This is a genomic window from Stenotrophomonas sp. YJH_SMC_119 (assembly GCF_059368315.1).
This window is the reverse complement of record NZ_JCAFRP010000001.1, coordinates 750,999-768,296: the sequence shown is the minus strand read 5'-3', so window position 1 is coordinate 768,296 and position 17,298 is coordinate 750,999. Positions and strand designations below refer to the sequence as shown.

Annotated in this window: 14 protein-coding genes and 1 pseudogene; 6 read left to right on the top strand and 9 right to left on the bottom strand. The window is 67.4% G+C overall.

Annotated features, from left to right (window positions below):
• Window positions 1-7 precede the first annotated feature (7 nt).
• A pseudogene (locus AC5P6S_RS03510) lies at window positions 8-324 on the top strand (transposase).
• Between the two features lie 42 nt (window positions 325-366).
• Here the strand turns inward: AC5P6S_RS03510 and AC5P6S_RS03505 are convergent.
• A complete protein-coding gene (locus AC5P6S_RS03505) occupies window positions 367-1,284 on the bottom strand; it encodes an LpxL/LpxP family Kdo(2)-lipid IV(A) lauroyl/palmitoleoyl acyltransferase (protein ID WP_043034051.1) in 918 nt (305 codons plus the stop codon).
• Window positions 1,285-1,344: 60 nt separating this feature from the next.
• Here AC5P6S_RS03505 and waaA point away from each other — a divergent pair, with 60 nt between their 5' ends.
• Both waaA and AC5P6S_RS03495 read left to right on the top strand, forming a co-directional pair.
• Window positions 1,345-2,643 carry a lipid IV(A) 3-deoxy-D-manno-octulosonic acid transferase gene (gene waaA / locus AC5P6S_RS03500; RefSeq protein ID WP_005414416.1) on the top strand — a complete coding sequence of 433 codons (1,299 nt, stop codon included), beginning with the start codon at window positions 1,345-1,347 and terminating at the stop codon, window positions 2,641-2,643.
• A 216-nt stretch (window positions 2,644-2,859) separates the two neighbouring features.
• On the top strand, window positions 2,860-4,077 hold the full coding sequence (locus AC5P6S_RS03495; RefSeq protein WP_065183164.1) for an amino acid transporter: 1,218 nt from the start codon (window positions 2,860-2,862) through the stop codon (window positions 4,075-4,077).
• Window positions 4,078-4,164: 87 nt separating this feature from the next.
• On the opposite strand, the gene AC5P6S_RS03490 is transcribed toward AC5P6S_RS03495, so the two are convergent.
• From AC5P6S_RS03490 to AC5P6S_RS03480, 3 genes are all read right to left on the bottom strand, one after another.
• Window positions 4,165-5,523, bottom strand: a complete 1,359-nt coding sequence (locus AC5P6S_RS03490; protein ID WP_033835642.1) for a TolC family outer membrane protein — start codon at window positions 5,521-5,523, stop codon at window positions 4,165-4,167.
• A gap of 16 nt (window positions 5,524-5,539) precedes the next feature.
• The gene (locus AC5P6S_RS03485; RefSeq protein WP_065183162.1) at window positions 5,540-6,187 is read right to left on the bottom strand and encodes a protein-L-isoaspartate O-methyltransferase family protein; all 648 of its coding nucleotides are present in this window, start codon (window positions 6,185-6,187) and stop codon (window positions 5,540-5,542) included.
• 136 nt (window positions 6,188-6,323) lie between these two features.
• Window positions 6,324-7,004, bottom strand: coding sequence for a TetR/AcrR family transcriptional regulator (locus AC5P6S_RS03480; RefSeq protein ID WP_065183160.1), 681 nt, complete (start codon window positions 7,002-7,004; stop codon window positions 6,324-6,326).
• Between the two features lie 117 nt (window positions 7,005-7,121).
• Between AC5P6S_RS03480 and AC5P6S_RS03475 the strand changes: the two genes are divergently transcribed.
• Together AC5P6S_RS03475 and AC5P6S_RS03470 are read left to right on the top strand one after the other, a co-directional pair.
• Window positions 7,122-8,252 carry an efflux RND transporter periplasmic adaptor subunit gene (locus AC5P6S_RS03475; RefSeq protein WP_414498556.1) on the top strand — a complete coding sequence of 377 codons (1,131 nt, stop codon included), beginning with the start codon at window positions 7,122-7,124 and terminating at the stop codon, window positions 8,250-8,252.
• A gap of 4 nt (window positions 8,253-8,256) precedes the next feature.
• Window positions 8,257-11,418, top strand: a complete 3,162-nt coding sequence (locus AC5P6S_RS03470; protein ID WP_049396206.1) for an efflux RND transporter permease subunit — start codon at window positions 8,257-8,259, stop codon at window positions 11,416-11,418.
• Window positions 11,419-11,512: 94 nt separating this feature from the next.
• Here AC5P6S_RS03470 and AC5P6S_RS03465 read toward each other — a convergent pair whose 3' ends face one another.
• Complete coding sequence (locus AC5P6S_RS03465) at window positions 11,513-12,418, bottom strand: LysR family transcriptional regulator (RefSeq protein WP_065183159.1); 906 nt, start codon at window positions 12,416-12,418, stop codon at window positions 11,513-11,515.
• A gap of 117 nt (window positions 12,419-12,535) precedes the next feature.
• Between AC5P6S_RS03465 and AC5P6S_RS03460 the strand changes: the two genes are divergently transcribed.
• Window positions 12,536-13,309 carry an SDR family oxidoreductase gene (locus tag AC5P6S_RS03460; protein WP_005414410.1) on the top strand — a complete coding sequence of 258 codons (774 nt, stop codon included), beginning with the start codon at window positions 12,536-12,538 and terminating at the stop codon, window positions 13,307-13,309.
• A 101-nt stretch (window positions 13,310-13,410) separates the two neighbouring features.
• Here the strand turns inward: AC5P6S_RS03460 and leuB are convergent, their stop codons facing one another.
• The 4 genes from leuB to AC5P6S_RS03440 are packed head-to-tail and all read right to left on the bottom strand — an operon-like array spanning window position 13,411 to window position 17,298.
• Window positions 13,411-14,472, bottom strand: coding sequence for a 3-isopropylmalate dehydrogenase (gene leuB / locus AC5P6S_RS03455; RefSeq protein ID WP_005410954.1), 1,062 nt, complete (start codon window positions 14,470-14,472; stop codon window positions 13,411-13,413).
• Window positions 14,462-15,040: a 3-isopropylmalate dehydratase small subunit gene (gene leuD / locus AC5P6S_RS03450; RefSeq protein ID WP_005410953.1), complete on the bottom strand. Its 579-nt coding sequence runs from the start codon at window positions 15,038-15,040 to the stop codon at window positions 14,462-14,464. Before leuD ends, leuB begins: the two co-directional genes overlap by 11 nt.
• Window positions 15,040-16,458, bottom strand: coding sequence for a 3-isopropylmalate dehydratase large subunit (gene leuC, locus AC5P6S_RS03445; protein WP_414498554.1), 1,419 nt, complete (start codon window positions 16,456-16,458; stop codon window positions 15,040-15,042). The genes leuD and leuC overlap by 1 nt, the downstream gene beginning before the upstream one ends.
• 60 nt (window positions 16,459-16,518) lie before the next feature.
• On the bottom strand, window positions 16,519-17,298 hold the full coding sequence (locus AC5P6S_RS03440; protein ID WP_012481202.1) for a class I SAM-dependent methyltransferase: 780 nt from the start codon (window positions 17,296-17,298) through the stop codon (window positions 16,519-16,521).

Here is a 17,298-nt window from a genome sequence, read left to right as displayed (position 1 = left end):
CGGCAACGTGTACTCATTGACCACGGCAACCCTTGGCCGTGAACCGTTGTTCGCCGATGCGGCGAACATGGCGATCCTGATCGACACCCTGCGCTTCGTCGAGCGTAGGGGCTTCAGCCACAGTCTCGCCTGGGTGGTGATGCCCGACCATCTGCACTGGCTGATGGAACTGCGCAGTGGCAGCGCGGCTATCACGACCATGCAGTGCGGACCGACGAATCACTTCACGAGAAGGCGATGTACATCCTGGCCAATCCGGTCCGTGCGGGCTTGGCGTGCGTGGTGGGGGAGTACCCGTACGCCTGGTGCCGCTGGCCGTTGTGAATCCCGGCACGGAATCGAAAAGCATCCACGCATGGCGTGGATCTACTTGTAGAAATCGCTCCGCCCGCCTGGCTGGCGCTTGAAGCGGCGGTGGATCCACAGGTACTGGTCGGGCGCCTCGCGCACCATCTCTTCGATGGCCTGGTTGACCCGCGTGGTATCGGCTTCCACGTCGTCGCTGGGGAAATTCTCCAGTGGCGCGCCGATCTTCAGGAAGTACGTCCCGCCTTCGCGGCGATGGAAATACGGGATCACCGCACAGCCGGTCATCCGCGCCAGCTGGTGGGTGGCGGTGATGGTCGAAGCGGTGTGGCCGAAGAACGGCACGAACACGGTGTCCTTGCCGCGCATGTCCTGGTCGGGCGCGTACCAGAGGAAGCCGCCCTTCTTCAGGTGGCGCACGGTGGCGCGGATGTCCTCATTGGCGAACATGGCCTTGGCGTAGCGCAGGCGGCCGAACTTCACCGCCCACTCGTACACCGGGTTCTTGTGCTTGCGGTACATGCCTGAAAGATCAACGTAGTCGCACAGCAGGCGCCCGCACATTTCCAGGGTCATGAAATGGCCGGACACCAGCAGCACGCCACGACCTTCCGCCTGCATCTGCCGCAGATGTTCCAGTCCTTCGATCTGCACCTGCGGGCGGATGCTGTCGATGCTGCCCCACCAGGCGCGGATGCACTCGAACACGCCCACACCCAGGGCATCGAAGCTGTCGCGCACCAGGCGCTGGCGCCAGGCCTCGTCCTTCTCGGGGAAGCACAGCTGCAGGTTGACCTCGGCGGCGCGGCGACGGCTGCCCAGCAGGCGCCAGGTGATCCAGCCGACGCCCCGGCCCAGCGCACGCTGCAGCATCCACGGCAGGCGGGCGATGGCGAAGGCGCCCAGCATGGCGGCGAACATCGGCCAGTTGCGGGGATCGCGCAGCGACGGGCGGACGGCGGTGGTGGCATCGGACATTGGCCCATTCTACCAAGGCGGCCGCGTGTCTTTCCCGGGGGGCTCCCGTATCCTTGCCGCATGCGTAAAGACCCTGTCGAATGGATCCTGCGCGGCCTGTACTCGGTCGTGCTCTACATCCTGCTGCCGATCACCGTGTACCACCTGGTCTGGCGCGGCTTCCGGGTCCGTGAATACTTCCGGCGCTGGGATGAGCGCTATGCCTCCTATCCCCAGCCCACCGGCCAACCGCGGGTCTGGCTGCACGCGGTCTCGGTGGGCGAAGTCAATGCCGCTGCGCCGCTGGTGAACGCGCTGCGCAAGGAGCGCCCGGACATCCGCTGGGTCATCACCACCATCACCCCGACCGGCTCCGAGCGCGTGCGTGCGCTGTGGGGCGACGCCCTGGACCACGTCTACCTGCCGTATGACGTGCCCGGCAGCGTCAACCGCTTCCTCGGCCACTTCCAGCCCAGCCTGGCGCTGATCCTGGAAACCGAACTGTGGCCGAACATGCTGTTCGGCTGCCGTGACCGTGGCATTCCGGTCTACATCCTCAACGCGCGCCTCTCGGCACGTTCGCTGCGGGGCTACCGGCTGCTGGCGGCGTTGATCCGCCGCGCGCTCCGCACGGTCACCTGCGTGGCCGCGCAGTCGCAGGACGATGCCGAGCGTTTCGTGCAGCTGGGTGCCGCGCCGGAGCAGGTGCAGGCGCTGGGCAACCTGAAGTTCGACATCACTACGCCGGACGTGCAGGGCTTCGTCGAGCAGTTCCATGCCCGCGTGCCGGCCCGGCGGCCGGTGTGGATCGCCGCCAGTACCCATGATGGTGAAGAACAGGCGGTGATCGATCTGCATCGGCGCCTGCGCCGGCAGCACCCCGACCTGTTGCTGCTGTGGGCGCCCCGGCATCCCGAGCGCTTCCCGAAGGTGGAGGCGCTGGCGCGGGAGCAGGGCTGGAACGTGGCAACCCGGCGCGCGAAGCAGTGGCCGGAGGTTGGAACCGATGTGTTCGTCATCGATACCCTGGGCGAGCTGATGCCGTTCTATGCCTGCGCGCAGGTGGCGTTTGTCGGTGGAAGCCTGCAGCCGATCGGTGGCCACAACCTGCTGGAGCCGGCGGCGATGGGCACCGCTGCGGTGACGGGCCCGCACCTGCACAACTTCTCGGAGATTTCCCGTCGGATGCGCGAGGCGGGCGCGCTGTTGATCGGCGAAGACGTGCAGGCGGTCGGCGAACTGCTGCAGCACCTGCTCGAAGATCCACAGGCACGCGAGGACATGGCGCGGGCAGGCTGCACGCTGATCAGCAACGGACGCGGTGCCCTGCAGCGTACGCTGGCGCTGGTCGGACCGCACCTGCCGCCGCCTTGCCGCTGAGTCCGAAGGGCCGGCGCACGCGACGTGACTGTCGTGAAAGACCGCGTCAATTCTGCTTAGCGACCTGGAATCTGTCGTAGCGGGACCGGGAGCTTCCTTGCCAACGTGCCTGCCGTCACATCGTGATGCGCATGGCGCGTATTCCGATACCGCCTCCCGGCACAGGCTGTCAGTCTGCTGTCGACCGCGCTTGGGCGGATATCAAGGGAACTTGCGATGGACAGCGACAGCAGCCCCGGCATCGATGAGCCCGGGTACGGCGATCGCCTTGTGGTGGTGGCACTGACCTTGCTGCTGGGAGGCGGCGTGGTCGCGCTGGTCGGCCAGCACACCGCAGGCCAGGCAGGCCCGGCCATCGTCCTGAGCCTGCTGCTGGCCGCGCTGGGCACAGGGCCGCTGCTGTACTGCCTGCACGTTCTGAACCAGCAAAGGCCCGCTGCCGATGGCCTGCATGGCGTGGTGCGGGACTGCTGGGGAGGCGTGCCGGCCGTTCTGCTCGGTGGCGCGCTGCTGCTGGAACTGGTGGTGACTGCCGCTGGCGTTGCGCAGTCCGTCGCCAACCATCTGCATGTACTGCTGGCTGGTTGTGGAATCGAGGCCAGCAACGGGATGCCGGGTCAACTGGTGGCTGCTGCCAGCCTGCTGTTGCTTGCAGTGGTCGGATTGCTGCGGCCACACCGTGTGGTGCTGGTTGCCTGCGTGCTGCTGACGGTGAAGATCGGCGCCGGCCTGCTGTTGCTGGTGCTGGCAGCCCGCCATGTGCACTACGCGAACTGGATTCCATGGCTGCCGCCGGCAACGGCACCCTATCGCTTCGGGATCGGCGGTGTACTGGCGGCGAGCGTGCCGCTGTACGGTGTGTTCGCCACCGTTGGCCTGGCGCTGGGATTTCCTGGCATCGGCAGGCAGGCGAGGGCACGGCCGCCGCTGCTGCCGGCGTGCGTGCTGCTGGCCATGGTGCTGCTGATCGTACTGGCCGCGTTGCAGGCGGGCCTGGTCGAATTTCCGGCCCTGGCCAGCACGCGGCCTTTGTCGGTCGCCCTGCAGCATCACCCGCAGTTGTACTGGGTGATGCCCTTGCTGCCGCTGGCGGGAGTGGCAGGGTTGGTGGCGCTCATCCTGGTGCTGCTGATGTTGGCTGCGCAGGTGGCGATGCAGCTGTGGCCGACGGCAGGTGACCGATCCCTGGAGTTCCGGGAGAGACTGGTGCCGGTTGCCGTCGTCCTGCCGGCGGCATTGCTGGCGTTGTGGGCGCCCATGGGCAGCCTGCCGGTACTGCCTGGTCCGGCAACCCTGTTGGTGATGGGGGCCGTGTGCGTGGCCGTGCTGCGCGGACGGGCACAGCGGTCACGCGCCCTGCCGGTGCTGGCTCCCGTCGCCATCGCACTGTGTCTGCTGGCCGCAGTCGAACGGATGCGGGTCTGGCCCGGCTGACGGTCGGTGGGTGCATGCCTCCGTCCGCGCGACCAACAAAAAAGCCACCCTCGCGGGTGGCTTCTTCGTGACCGGCAGGCTGACGACTTAGTGCGTGGTGGTTGCCGGGTTGCCCGCGTCCTGGGTCAGCAGGCGGTTGACGTCCTGCAGCTCGGCCACGTCCAGCGCACCCAGCGACTGGCTCAGCAGCAGGCGGTTCTGCAGGAAGGTGTAACGGGCCTGGGCGTAGTCCAGCTGCGCCGAGAACAGGATGCGCTGGTTCTGGATCACGTCCAGCACGGTACGGGTACCGACTTCCAGGCCGACCTGCGAGGCGTCATAGGCGCTCTGTGCCGAGACCACCGCCAGGCGGCGGGCTTCCACTTCGCTGATGCCCTGTACCAGGGTCTGGTAGGCATTGCGGGTGTTGCGGTCCAGGGCACGCTTCTGCTGCTCGTAGCCGTCCTGGGCAATGTCACGCTGGGCCAGCGCCTGGCGCACGCCGGACTGGGTAGCGCCGCCGGCGAAGATCGGCACGTTCAGGGTCAGGCCGATGCTGTTGGTGCGGGCGTCGGGGGACAGCGAGCCGGAGCCGGTGCTGTCGCCCCAGGTCGCGGTCTTGCCCCAGCTGCCGCCCAGCGACAGGGTCGGGTAGTGGCCACCACGCGCGGCCTGCACGCCGGCTTCGGCGGCGCTCACCTTCAGTTCCTGCGCCTTCAGCGCCGGATTCTGGGTGGTGGCCTGGTGCACCAGCTCATCGATGTTGCCACGGTTGGCCGGCACTTCCGGACGGAAGTCGGCCGGCAGCCCACGCAGGTTGGTCACCGGCTGGCCGGTCAGTTCGGTCAGGGCCTGGTAGTTATCGGCCAGGGTGTTCTGCGCAACGATGGTGTTGGCACGCGCCTGGTCGTACTGGGCGCGTGCTTCGTGCACGTCGGTGATCGGCGCCAGGCCCACTTCCAGGCGCTTGTCGGCGAAGTCGAACTGCTTCTTCGCAGCCGCTTCATTGGTCTGTGCGGCGTTCAGCGATTCGATCGCCACCAGCACGTTGAAGTAGGCCGCCGAGGTGCGCACGATCAGGCTGTCGTTGGCGGATTCGAGGGTGAAGTCCGCCGCCTTGCTCAGCTCACGCTGCGAACGCAGGTTGTTGATCTGGGTCCAGTTGAACAGCGTCTGGCTGCCATCGATCGTGTAATTGCGGCGCTTGTTGGTGAACGAGCCGGAGTTGATGTCGGCGTTCGGCTCGCTGCGCGTGCGGTTCAGCGTGGCCTGGCCGTTGATCTGCGGCAGCAGGGCGGCGCGTGCCTGCACGGCGCCTTCCTTGTCGACCAGCCGGGTCGATTCGGCGGCAGACAGCTGCGGATCGCCGTTGCGCGCCATTTCGTAGACCTGCAGCAGGTCGGCGGCATGGGCAGACAACGGCAGCAGGGCAGTGGCCAGCGCAACAGCGAGGGATCGGCGGATCATTGCGGCTTCCTTGGACTCAGAGGTGGAACTGGGGTGCCGGGGCGGCACCACGCAGGTAATCGATATCGGTCTCGAACAGGGACTCGGTGCTGCCGTCGGCCTTGACCAGCAGGGCCTCCATCGCCGGCGAGCGGCCGTGGATCACGAACAGGCGACCACCCGGACGCAGCCACGAGGCGAACTGTGACGGCACCACGTCGACCGCACCAGTGACACAGATCACGTCAAAGCGGCGTTCGGTCTGCCAGGACAGGGCGTCAGCCACTTCCACGCGGACGTTGGTGCCCAGGCCGGAGGCGTCCAGGTGGGCACGCGCGGCGGCGGCCAGCTCCGGGTCGATCTCCAGGCTCAGCACGTCGCGCGCCAGCGCGCCGATGCAGGCGGACAGGAAGCCGCTGCCGGTGCCGATTTCCAGCACTTCGTCACCCGGCTGCAGATCCAGTGCCTGCAGGGTACGGCCCTCGATGACCGGCTTCATCATCTTCTGGCCGTGGCCGATCGGCAGTTCGACATCGGCGTAGGCCAGTGCCCGGTGTGCATCGGCGACAAAAGCCTCGCGCGGCAGGCGGGCCAGGACGTCGAGCACCTTGATGTCCAGCACGTCCCAGGGACGGATCTGCTGTTCCACCATCAGTTCGCGGGCGTGGGCGTAATCAATCGTCATGAGGTTCAAATCCAGCGCAGTGGGCCGGCCATTTTACCGGTGCCGGAGGCCGGCGGCGCGCCCAGAGCATCAGCTGCCGGGTGGCCGGGGTCGCAGTGCCGGAAGTCATCGCGACCTCCGGTTCGTTCAGTTTTGGTTATTCAGCCGTCTCGGCCCCTCGCGGCGCATAGGCGCGCAGGAAGAAGTCGATGCTGGCGGTCACGTGGGCAAGAGGGTCGCACTCCACCGGTGACAGTGGCATGCCGCACATCATATGCATGTGCACTTCGCCCTTGACCAGGGTCAGGAACTGCTCGCCAGCCAGCGAATAGTCGGTGATTTCCAGCTCGCCGCGCTCGGCGCGTGCCCGCAGGAAGTCAGCCAGGGCCTCGCAGGTACGTTCCGGTCCTGCCTTCCAGAACAGCTCGCGCAGGCGTTCGTCGGTCTCCGGCGCCATCATCATGCGCTGGATCGAGATCGCCGCATCGGAAGTGATCAGTTCGAAGAAGGCCAGGCCGATGCCGATCAGCTGGTCGCGCAGCGGGCCGTCCGCGTCGGCCACGAACAGGGCATCGGGCAGCATTTCAATGCACTTTGACTGCACGGCCTCGGAGAACAGGGTCTCCTTGTCGCCGAAGTGGCTGTACACGGTCAGCTTCGAGACGCCGGCCTGGGCGGCAATGGCGTCCATGCTCACGCCGGTATACCCCTGTTCGATGAACAGTACCTTGGCTGCTTCAAGGATCGCCGCGCGCTTGCCCAGATCCTTGGGGCGCCCGGGTCCGGCGGCCTTGGCAGCGGGCTTGGCCGACGGCTTGCGGGAAGTGGAAGAACTCATCGCAACAATACTAGACCAAGCGGTTCGATATTTATACTATACCGGCCGGTTTATTAAATTGGGCCGGCAGTCGCGGCTCCCCCTTGTTGCAACCCTGCGTTTTCAGGACGTTGACCGATGAAGATCGTGCGCTGGATGGGCGGTATGGTGTGGGTGGCTGCGCTGGCAGCCTGTTCGGGACAGGAACAGGCGCCGCAGGCGGCCGTGCCGGTACTGGTGGTTCACCCCGGCGAACAGGCCGGACAGGCGCCGGCGGCATTCCCGGGCACGGTGCGTGCCCGTCAGGAAAGCCCGCTGTCGTTCCGCGTCGGAGGCAACCTGGTCAAGCGCCACGTCGATGCCGGCCAGCGGGTGAAGAAGAGCGACGTGCTGGCCGAACTGGACGTGGCTGACTTCGCGCTGCAGGCCCGTGCCTCGCAGGCGCAGCTGGCTGCGGCCGAGGCCGACCTGGTGCGTGCCCGCGATGACCTGAAGCGCTACCAGGTGCTGGCCGACCAGCAACTGGTCAGCCGCTCGCAGCTGGACCAGCAGTCCGCGGCGTTCAAGGCCGCGCAGGGCCAGGCCAATGCGGCCCGCGCCAACCTCGATGTGCTGCGCAACCAGGCTGACTACGCGCAGCTGCGAGCGCCGGCCGATGGCGTGATCGCCAGCCGCGAGGCCGAAGCCGGGCAGGTGGTGTCCGCCGGCCAGACCATCTTCAACCTGGCCGCCGATGGCGGCCGCGAAGTGCTGATCGACCTGCCCGAGGCGACCATCCGCGACTACGCGGTCGGCCAGCCGGTCGAGGTGGAACTGTGGAACCGCCCGGGCCAGCGCCTGCCCGGTACGATCCGCGAGATCGCCGCCGCCGCCGATCCGCAGGCACGCACCTATGCCACCCGCGTCAGCCTGGCCGCCAATGCGCTGGCCGATGTCGAACTGGGCCAGAGCGCACGCGTCTACAGCAGCGCCGGTCGCCACGGCACCCTGCAGCTGCCGCTGGGCGCGCTGCAGCGCGGCGCCAACGGTGCCGCCAGCGTGTGGGTGGTCGATCCGGCCAACAGCACGCTGAAGGCCGCCTCGGTCACCACCGGTGCGTTTGGCAGCGAGACCGTGCCGGTGCTGTCCGGCGTGAACGCGGGTGACTGGGTGGTTGCCGCCGGTGGCCACCTGCTGCGAGCGGGCCAGCCGGTGATCGCCGTGGACCGGCAGAACCGCCCGGTGCTGAAGCCGGCCGCGCCGGCCGCTGCCGCCAAGGCCAAGGAGTAAGCCGGTGCGCCGCTTCAATCTTTCCGAGTGGGCGCTGGCCAACCGCCCGCTGGTGCTGTTCGCGATGCTGGCCTTCGCGCTGATCGGCGCGTGGTCGTACAAGCACCTGGGCCAGTCCGAGGATCCACCATTCACCTTCAAGGCGATGGTGGTGCGCACGCTGTGGCCGGGCGCCACCGCCGAACAGGTCTCGCGGCAGGTGACCGAGCCGATCGAGAAGGCGCTGATGAACACCGGCGAGTACGAGTTCATCCGCTCCTATTCGCGCCCCGGCGAATCGCAGGTCATCTTCATGGCCCGCGACAGCCTGCGTTCCAGGCAGATCCCGGACCTGTGGTACCAGGTGCGCAAGCGCGTGGGCGACATCCGTGCGACGCTGCCGCGCGAGATCGTCGGTCCGTTCTTCAACGATGAGTTCGGCGACACCTACGGCAACATCTATGCGTTGACCGGCAAGGGCTTCGACTACGCGGTGATGCGCGACTACGCCGACCGCATCCAGCTGGAACTGCAGCGCGTGCCCGATGTCGGCAAGATCGACCTGGTCGGCCTGCAGGACGAGAAGGTGTGGATCGAGCTGTCCAACACCCGCCTGGCCACGCTCGGTGTGTCGATGCAGCAGGTACAGCAGGCGCTGGCCGACCAGAATGCGGTCACCGGCACCAGCTTCTTCGAGACCGCCACCGACCGCGTGCAGCTGCGCGTGACCGGCCAGTTCAACGACATCGAAGCGATCCGCCAGTTCCCGATCCGCGCCGGTGACCGCACCGTGCACCTGGGCGACATCGCCGAGGTCAAGCGTGGCTTCGCCGATCCGGCGTCGCCGAAGATGCGCTTCATGGGTGAAGAGGCCATCGGCCTGGCAGTGGCGATGAAGGATGGCGGTGACATCCTCAAGCTCGGCGCCAATCTCGATGCCGAGTTCGAGCGCCTGCAGAAGACCCTGCCGGCGGGCATGCAGCTGCGCAAGGTGTCCGACCAGCCGCAGTCGGTGGAAGAGTCGGTCGGCGAGTTCGTGCAGGTGCTGACCGAAGCGGTGGTGATCGTGCTGCTGGTCAGCTTCTTCTCGCTGGGCCTGCGCACCGGCCTGGTGGTGGGCGTGACCATTCCGCTGGTGCTGGCGATGACCTTCTTCGTCATGCACTACTTCGACATCGGCCTGCACAAGATCTCGCTGGGCGCGCTGGTGCTGGCGCTGGGCCTGCTGGTGGACGATGCGATCATCGCGGTGGAGATGATGGCCACCAAGATGGAGCAGGGTTACGACCGCCTGCGCGCGGCCAGTTTCGCCTGGGAGTCGACCGCGTTCCCGATGCTGACCGGTACGCTGATCACCGCGGCCGGCTTCCTGCCGATCGCTACCGCGGCATCGAGCACCGGTGAGTACACCCGCTCGCTGTTCCAGGTGGTGACCATCGCGCTGGTGGTGTCGTGGATCGCGGCGGTGCTGTTCATCCCGTACCTGGGCGACAAGATGCTGCCGGACCTGTTCAATCCGCAGCCGCCGAAGCCGGGCAGCCTGTCCGCGCGCTGGCACGCCAAGCGCCAGCAGTGGGCCGACCGCTATCCGGCGCTGGCCAACCTGATCGCGCCGCCGCAGCATGGGCACGACCATGATCCGTACCAGCGCCCGTTCTATCGCAGCTTCCGCCGCTTCCTCGATGGCTGCCTGCGTCACCGCTGGTGGGTGATCGCTGCGACCATCGCCCTGTTCGTGTTCTCGCTGATGATGTTCCGCTTTGTACCGCAGCAGTTCTTCCCGGATTCGACCCGGCCGGAACTGATGGTGGACATCGAACTGGCCGAGGGCGCGTCGCTGCGTTCGACCCAGGCCCAGGCCGAGAAGCTGGAGAAGCTGCTGTCCAGCCGCGAGGGCATCGCCAACTACGTGTCCTACGTGGGCACCGGTTCGCCGCGCTTCTACCTGCCGTTGGACCAGCAGCTGCCGGCCACCAACTTCGCCCAGTTCGTGGTGTTGGCCAAGGACATCAAATCGCGCGAAAGCACCCGTGACTGGCTGCTGCACGAGGTGATTCCGAAGTTCCCGGACGTGCAGATGCGCGTGACCCGCCTGGAGAACGGCCCGCCGGTCGGCTATCCGGTGCAGATGCGTATTTCCGGCGAGCACATCGAGAAGGTGCAGGCGATCGCGCGCCAGGTCGAAGCCAAGGTGCGTGAGAACCCGCACGTGATGAACGTCAACCTGGACTGGAGCGAGCCGAGCAAGGTAGTGCGGCTGGTGATCGACCAGGAGCGTGCCCGCGCGCTGGGCGTGAGCAGTGCCCAGGTCAGCCAGTTCCTGTCCAGTTCACTGGCCGGGCAGTCGGTGAGCGTGTACCGCGAAGGCAATCGCCAGATCGAGATGCTGCTGCGCGGGCCGGCCGATGAGCGCAACCAGCTGGAGCTGCTGTCCAGCCTGTCGATGCCGACCGCCAACGGTGGCAGCATCACGCTGTCGCAGGTGGCGACGATGGAGTACGGCTTCGAGGACGGCATCATCTGGCACCGCAATCGCCTGCCGACGGTGACCGTGCGTGCCGACATCAGCGATGGCATGCAGCCGCTGGACGTGGTGCACCAGATCCTGCCGACGCTGGACGGCATCCGTGCCGAGCTGCCGAATGGCTACCTGCTGGAAACAGGCGGTACCGTGGAGGATTCGGCACGTGGCCAGAACTCGATCAAGGCCGGCATGCCGCTGTTCCTGGTGGTGGTGGCCACGCTGCTGATGCTGCAGCTGCGCAGCTTCTCGCGTGCGGCGATGGTGCTGGTGACCGCGCCGCTGGGCATCATCGGCGCGACGTTGTTCCTGCTGCTGTTCCGCGCGCCGTTCGGCTTCGTGGCACTGCTGGGCACGATCGCGCTGGCCGGCATGATCATGCGCAACTCGGTGATCCTGATCGACCAGATCCAGCAGGACATCGATGCCGGGCATGACCGCTGGCATTCGATCATCGATGCGACGGTGCGCCGCTTCCGCCCGATCGTACTGACCGCGCTGGCGGCCGTGCTGGCGATGATTCCGCTGTCGCGCAGCGCGTTCTATGGCTCGATGGCGATCTCGATCATGGGCGGCCTGATCGTGGGCACGGTGCTGACCCTGGTGTTCCTGCCGGCGTTGTACGCGGCATGGTTCCGGGTGAAGCCGGACGAATCCGGGGCGTAATGCCCCGGGTTCTGCGGCCGGGGTCGGATCCCTTTCCCGCTGGGAATGGGCTCTGACCCCATCCACCTTGTGCACATCCACGCATGGCGTGGATCTACTGTAGCTGCAGGCCGCTCCGTAGCACCGGCAGCAGCCATTCGATGAACACCTGCACGCGTTGCGCGCGGTGCTGCCGGTGCGGCTGCAGCAGGGTCACCGGTAACGGCTGCGCCACATGCTGCGGCATCACTTCCACCAGCGCACCGGATTGCAGTTCGGCCTGCACGTCGTAGCGCGGAATCTGCAGCAGCCCCAGCCCCGCCACGCAGCACGCGATCGACGCTTCTGCACTGTTGACCCGCACCCAGCCGGGCATCGGCAATGTGCGTAGCTGCGTACCCTCCTGCCACTCCCACGGTTCCACCCGCGCCGTGGTCGGCGACGCGTAGTTCACCGCCCGGTGCTGCTGCAGGTCGGCAGGTTGCTGCGGCACACCGTACTCGCGCAGGTAGGCTGGCGCGGCAACGTTGACGAAGTCGAGCTGGCCCAGCGTGCGCGCGACCAGGCTGGAATCGCCCAGCTGCCCGACCCGCAGCACGGCATCGCAGCCGTCTTCGATCAGGTTCACCGCGCGGTCGGTCATGCCCAGGTCGACTTCCACCTGCGGATGGCGCGCGAAGAAGTCGGGCAGCGCCGGGGCGATGATGCGGCGGCCGATGCGACTGGGCACGTCGATCTTCAGCAGACCCACCGGCTGCGCATCGTCCTGCCGGAACAGCGATTCGGCGTCTTCAACCTCGGCGATCAGGCGCAGGCAGCGGGCATGGAACACGTCGCCGTCGTGGGTGGTCGACACCCTGCGGGTCGAACGCTGCAGCAGGCGGGTACCGAGCCGCTGCTCCAGCTCCGCAATGGCTGCCGAGACGGTGGAGCGGGGCAGGCCGAGCTGGTCGGCGGCGCGGGTGAAGCTGGCGCACTCCACCACCCGGGTGAAGATGCGGAAGCGATCGATCCGATCCATTGTTCGCTGGCTCTGGAAGGTTAAGTCAATGCGGCGGGCTTTATCCGCATTTTCTGCACGATATCGTCGTCAGGACAGGGTTGCCACCCCGGGCAGCCCACTTCCGAGACCGAGGCCATGACCGACCATTCCCTCAAGGGCAAGACCGTGCTGATCGCCGGTGGCGCCAAGAACCTGGGCGGACTGATCGCCCGCGACTTCGCCAGCCAGGGCGCCAAAGCCATCGTCATCCACTACAACAGCGCCGCCACCCAGGCCGATGCAGAGGCGACCGTCGCCGCCGTGCAGGCCGCTGGCAGCAAGGCGGTTGCCCTGCAGGGCGACCTGACGTCGGCGGCAGCGATGGAGCGCTTGTTCGCCGATGCCGTGGCCGCAGTCGGCCGTCCCGACATCGCCATCAATACGGTCGGCAAGGTGCTGAAGAAGCCGCTGCTGGAGATCAGCGAAGCCGAGTACGACGAGATGAGCGCGGTCAACGCCAAGGCCGCGTTCTTCTTCCTCAAGGAGGCGGGACGTCACGTCAACGACGGCGGCCGGATCTGCACCCTGGTCACCTCGCTGCTGGGTGCGTTCACGCCGTTCTACTCCAGCTACGCCGGCACCAAGGCGCCGGTCGAGCATTTCACCCGTGCGGCGTCGAAGGAGTTCGGTGAGCGCGGCATCTCGGTCACGGCGATCGGCCCCGGTCCAATGGACACGCCGTTCTTCTATCCGGCCGAGAGTGCCGATGCGCAGGCGTACCACAAGACCGCGGCCGCGCTCTCGGCGTTCACCCGTACCGGACTGACCGACATCGCCGACATCGTGCCGTGGATCCGCTTCCTGGTCACCGATGGCTGGTGGATGACCGGGCAGACCATCCTGGTCAATGGTGGGTACACCACCAAGTAAAGCAGCCACGCATGGCGTGGCTCTACAGTAGAGCCACCCCATGGGTGGCTGCCCGCACTGTGCGAAGGGAGAGGCGCCACGCGTGGCGTGGCGCTATCGGATCAGTTGAGTTTGGCCAGCACCGCGTCGGTGGCGGCTGCCGTGCTCACCGCCTGGCCCTTGGCGGCCAGATCGGCGGTGAACACGCCGTCATCCAGCACGGCATGCACGGCGGCTTCCACCGCAGCGGCTTCCGTTTCCAACCCCAGCGAATGGCGCAGCAGCATCGCGGCGCTGAAGATCGTCGCGTACGGATTGGCGATGCCCTTGCCAGCGATGTCCGGGGCCGAACCATGGATGGGCTCGTAGATGCCGACTGCACCGGGTTCGCCCAGCGAGGCCGACGGCAGCAGGCCGAGCGAGCCGGCCAGCATCGAGGCCTCATCGGTGAGGATGTCGCCGAACATGTTCTCGGTCACGATCACGTCGTACTCGCGCGGCTTGGCCAGCAGGTGCATGGCCATGGAATCGACCAGCTGGTGCTCCAGTGCAACGTCCGGGAATTCCTCGCGGCCGATGCGCGCGGCCACGTCACGCCACAGGCGCGAGGTCTCCAGAACGTTGGCCTTGTCCACCGAGGTGACCTTGCCGCGGCGCTGCCGGGCCAGGCGGAAGGCACTGCGCAGCACGCGTTCGATCTCGGCCACGGTGTAGCGGCACAGGTCGCTGGCGCTGTCGGCGTCGCGGGTCTTGTCGCCGAAGTAGATGCCGCCGGTCAGCTCGCGTACCACCACGAAGTCCACGCCCTGCAGCAGCTCGGCCTTGATCGGCGAGGCGTGCAGCGCGGCCTCATGGGTACGCACCGGGCGCAGGTTGGCATACAGGCCCAGCGCCTTGCGGATCGCCAGCAGGCCCTGTTCCGGGCGCACCTTGGCGTTGGGATCGGACCACTTCGGGCCGCCGACCGCACCCAGCAGCACCGCGTTGGCGGCCTGGCAGGCAGTCAACGTAGAGGCCGGCAGCGGCTCGCCGTGGCGGTCGATGGCGATGCCACCGATGTCGTGCTCGCTGAAGGTGAAGGTGTGGTTGAAGCGCGTGGCGACAGACTTCAGGACGGCGACTGCCGCGGCGGCCACTTCCGGGCCGATGCCATCACCGGGCAGGACAACAATTTCAGCGTGCATGCTCACTCTCGTAACGTTCGATTTCAGGGACACGGCCCAACAGGTACCCCAACTGGTCGACACCTTCCAGCAGGCAGGTCTGCGAGAAGCCATCCAGCGGGAAGGAATAGACGCGGCCGTCAGGCGTGCGCAGCTCGCGCGCGGCCACGTCGATGGTCAGCTCGTCGTCAGGGCGCTGCATCAGCGCCTGCACGTCGGCTTCGTCCAGCACGATCGGCAGCAGGCCGTTCTTCAGCGAGTTGCCGCGGAAGATATCGGCGATCTCGCTGCTGACGATGGCACGCAGGCCGAGGTCGGTCAGTGCCCACGGTGCATGCTCGCGCGATGAGCCGCAGCCGAAGTTGCGGCCCGCCAGCAGGATGCTGCGGCCGGCGTTGTGCGGCTGGTTGAAGGCGAAGTCGGCCACCGGCGAACCGTCGGCCTGCCAGCGCCAGTCATTGAACGCGTTGCGGCCCAGGCCGGCGCGTTCGGTGGTGGACAGGAACCGCGCCGGAATGATCTGGTCGGTGTCGATGTTGGTCTGGCGCAGCACCACGCTGGCCGAGGTCAGGGTACGGAAACCGGCCATCACGCCACCTCCTGTGCGAACAGTTCGCGGGTATCGGCGACGTGCCCGTTCACCGCGGCCCACGCCGCGCTCATCGGTGAGGCCAGCAGCGTGCGCGAACCAGGGCCCTGGCGGCCTTCGAAATTGCGGTTGCTGGTGCTGACGGCCAGCTGCCCGGGCGCGACCAGATCGCCGTTCATGGCGATGCACATCGAGCAGCCCGGCTCGCGCCACTCGGCACCGGCCGCGCGCACGATCTCGTGGATGCCTTCGGCCTCGGCCTCGCGCTTGACGATCTCCGAGCCCGGCACCACCAGCATGCGCACCCGATCGGCGACACGACGGCCCCGCAGCACCTGCGCCACTTCGCGCATGTCGCTCAGCCGACCGTTGGTGCACGAACCGACGAACACCACGTCCACCGGCGTTCCGGCCAGCGCCTTGCCGGCCTGGAAATGCATGTAGTCCAGGCCCTTCTGTGCGGCGGCATCGTTGGCGGCGGGAATCGGTGCATCCACCGCGATCGCGGTGCCCGGATGCGTGCCCCAGGTCAGGGTCGGGCGGATGTCGGCGGCGTCAATGTGCACTTCGCTGTCGAAACGCGCGCCCTCATCGCTGCGCAGCTGCTGCCAGCGCGCCACGGCGGCGTCGAAATCGGCGCCCTTCGGCCCGCGCGGCGTAGCGGCGACGAAGTCGAAGGTAACCTGGTCCGGCGCCACCATGCCGGCACGCGCACCCGCTTCGATCGACATGTTGCACAGGGTCATGCGCTGTTCCATGTCCATCGCTTCGATGGTGCTGCCACGGAATTCGATCACGTGGCCGGTGCCGCCGTTGACGCCGATCACGCCGATGATGTGCAGGACCACGTCCTTGGCGCCAACGCCGGGCGCCAGCGGGCCATCGACGGTGATGGCCAGGGTCTTGGCCTTTCGCTGCAGCAGGCACTGCGTGGCCAGCACGTGGCCGACTTCGCTGGTGCCGATGCCGAACGCCAGCGAACCGAAGGCCCCGTGGGTGGAGGTATGGCTGTCGCCGCAGACGATGGTCATGCCCGGCTGGGTGAAGCCCTGTTCCGGCGCGATCACGTGGACGATGCCGCGATTGTCCGAGGCCATGTCGAACAGTTCGATACCGTGCTCGGCGCAGTTGCGCGCCAGCGTGGCGACCTGCGCTTCGGAGGCGGCGCTGGCGTAGGGCAGCGTGCCGTCAGCAGCGGCCGGCAGGGTCGGTGTGGAGTGGTCCATCGTCGCCTTGGTGCGGTCCGGGCGGCGCGGCGACAGGCCACGCTCGCGCAGTTCGGTGAACGCCTGCGGCGAGGTCACCTCGTGGATCAGGTGCAGGTCTATGTACAGCACGGCGGGGGCGCTGTCGGTTCCGGGAACCACCACGTGGGCGTCCCACAGTTTGTCGTACAGGGTGCGGGGTGCGGAAGTCATGCGTATGCCTGGCAGAAGTACGAAATAGCGAACATCAGTAAAGAAAACGGAACGGTCAAGTCAGCGACGGCGGGCGAGCACGCGCAGGCGCACGTAGTCGGCCAGCGGCTGGCCGGCGGCATTGCGCGGCAGCTCGGCCAGCAACGCGGTGGCGGCCTCGCGCACGGTAGCGCGGGCCTCGGCCGGCAGGTCGTCCAGCAGTGGTGCGGCGAAGACCCGCAGCCAGCCGGCCACGCCGGTCGGCAGTGCGGTCGGGCGCGGCGTGCACTCGATCAGTTGCACCTGGAAGCCATGCTGGCGCAGGCGGTCGGCGTAGGCATCGGCGGTCGGGAAATACCACTGGAAGGTGCTGGCGCCATGGCCGTGGGCCACGCGCGCGGCCTGTACCGCCGCGATGATCGTGGCCACGTTGCCGTGGCCACCGAATTCGGCGACAAAGCGGCCGCCGGGGCGCAGGGCGCGGCGCACGCCTTCCAGCACGCGGTCCGGAGTCGTCATCCAATGCAGTGCGGCATTGCTGAACACTGCATCGAACTCGCTGTCGAACGACAGCGCGTGGCCGTCCATCACCTGCGCGTCGACACCGCGTGCGCGGGCGGCGACCACCAGTTCCGGCGAAGCATCCACGCCGTGGATGCGTGCGCCGCTCAGCGCCAGCTCGGTGCTGAGTACGCCATCGCCACAGCCCAGGTCGAGGATGCGCTCACCGGCGCGCGGCTCGAGCAGGCGCGATACCACACCGCCGAGCAGCGGCACGAAGCCGGCGTCGATCGCATAGTCCTGGGCGTTCCACTGCTGGCCAGCGGCGCTGGCCGGGGTGGGGGTGTCGAAGGCGCTCAT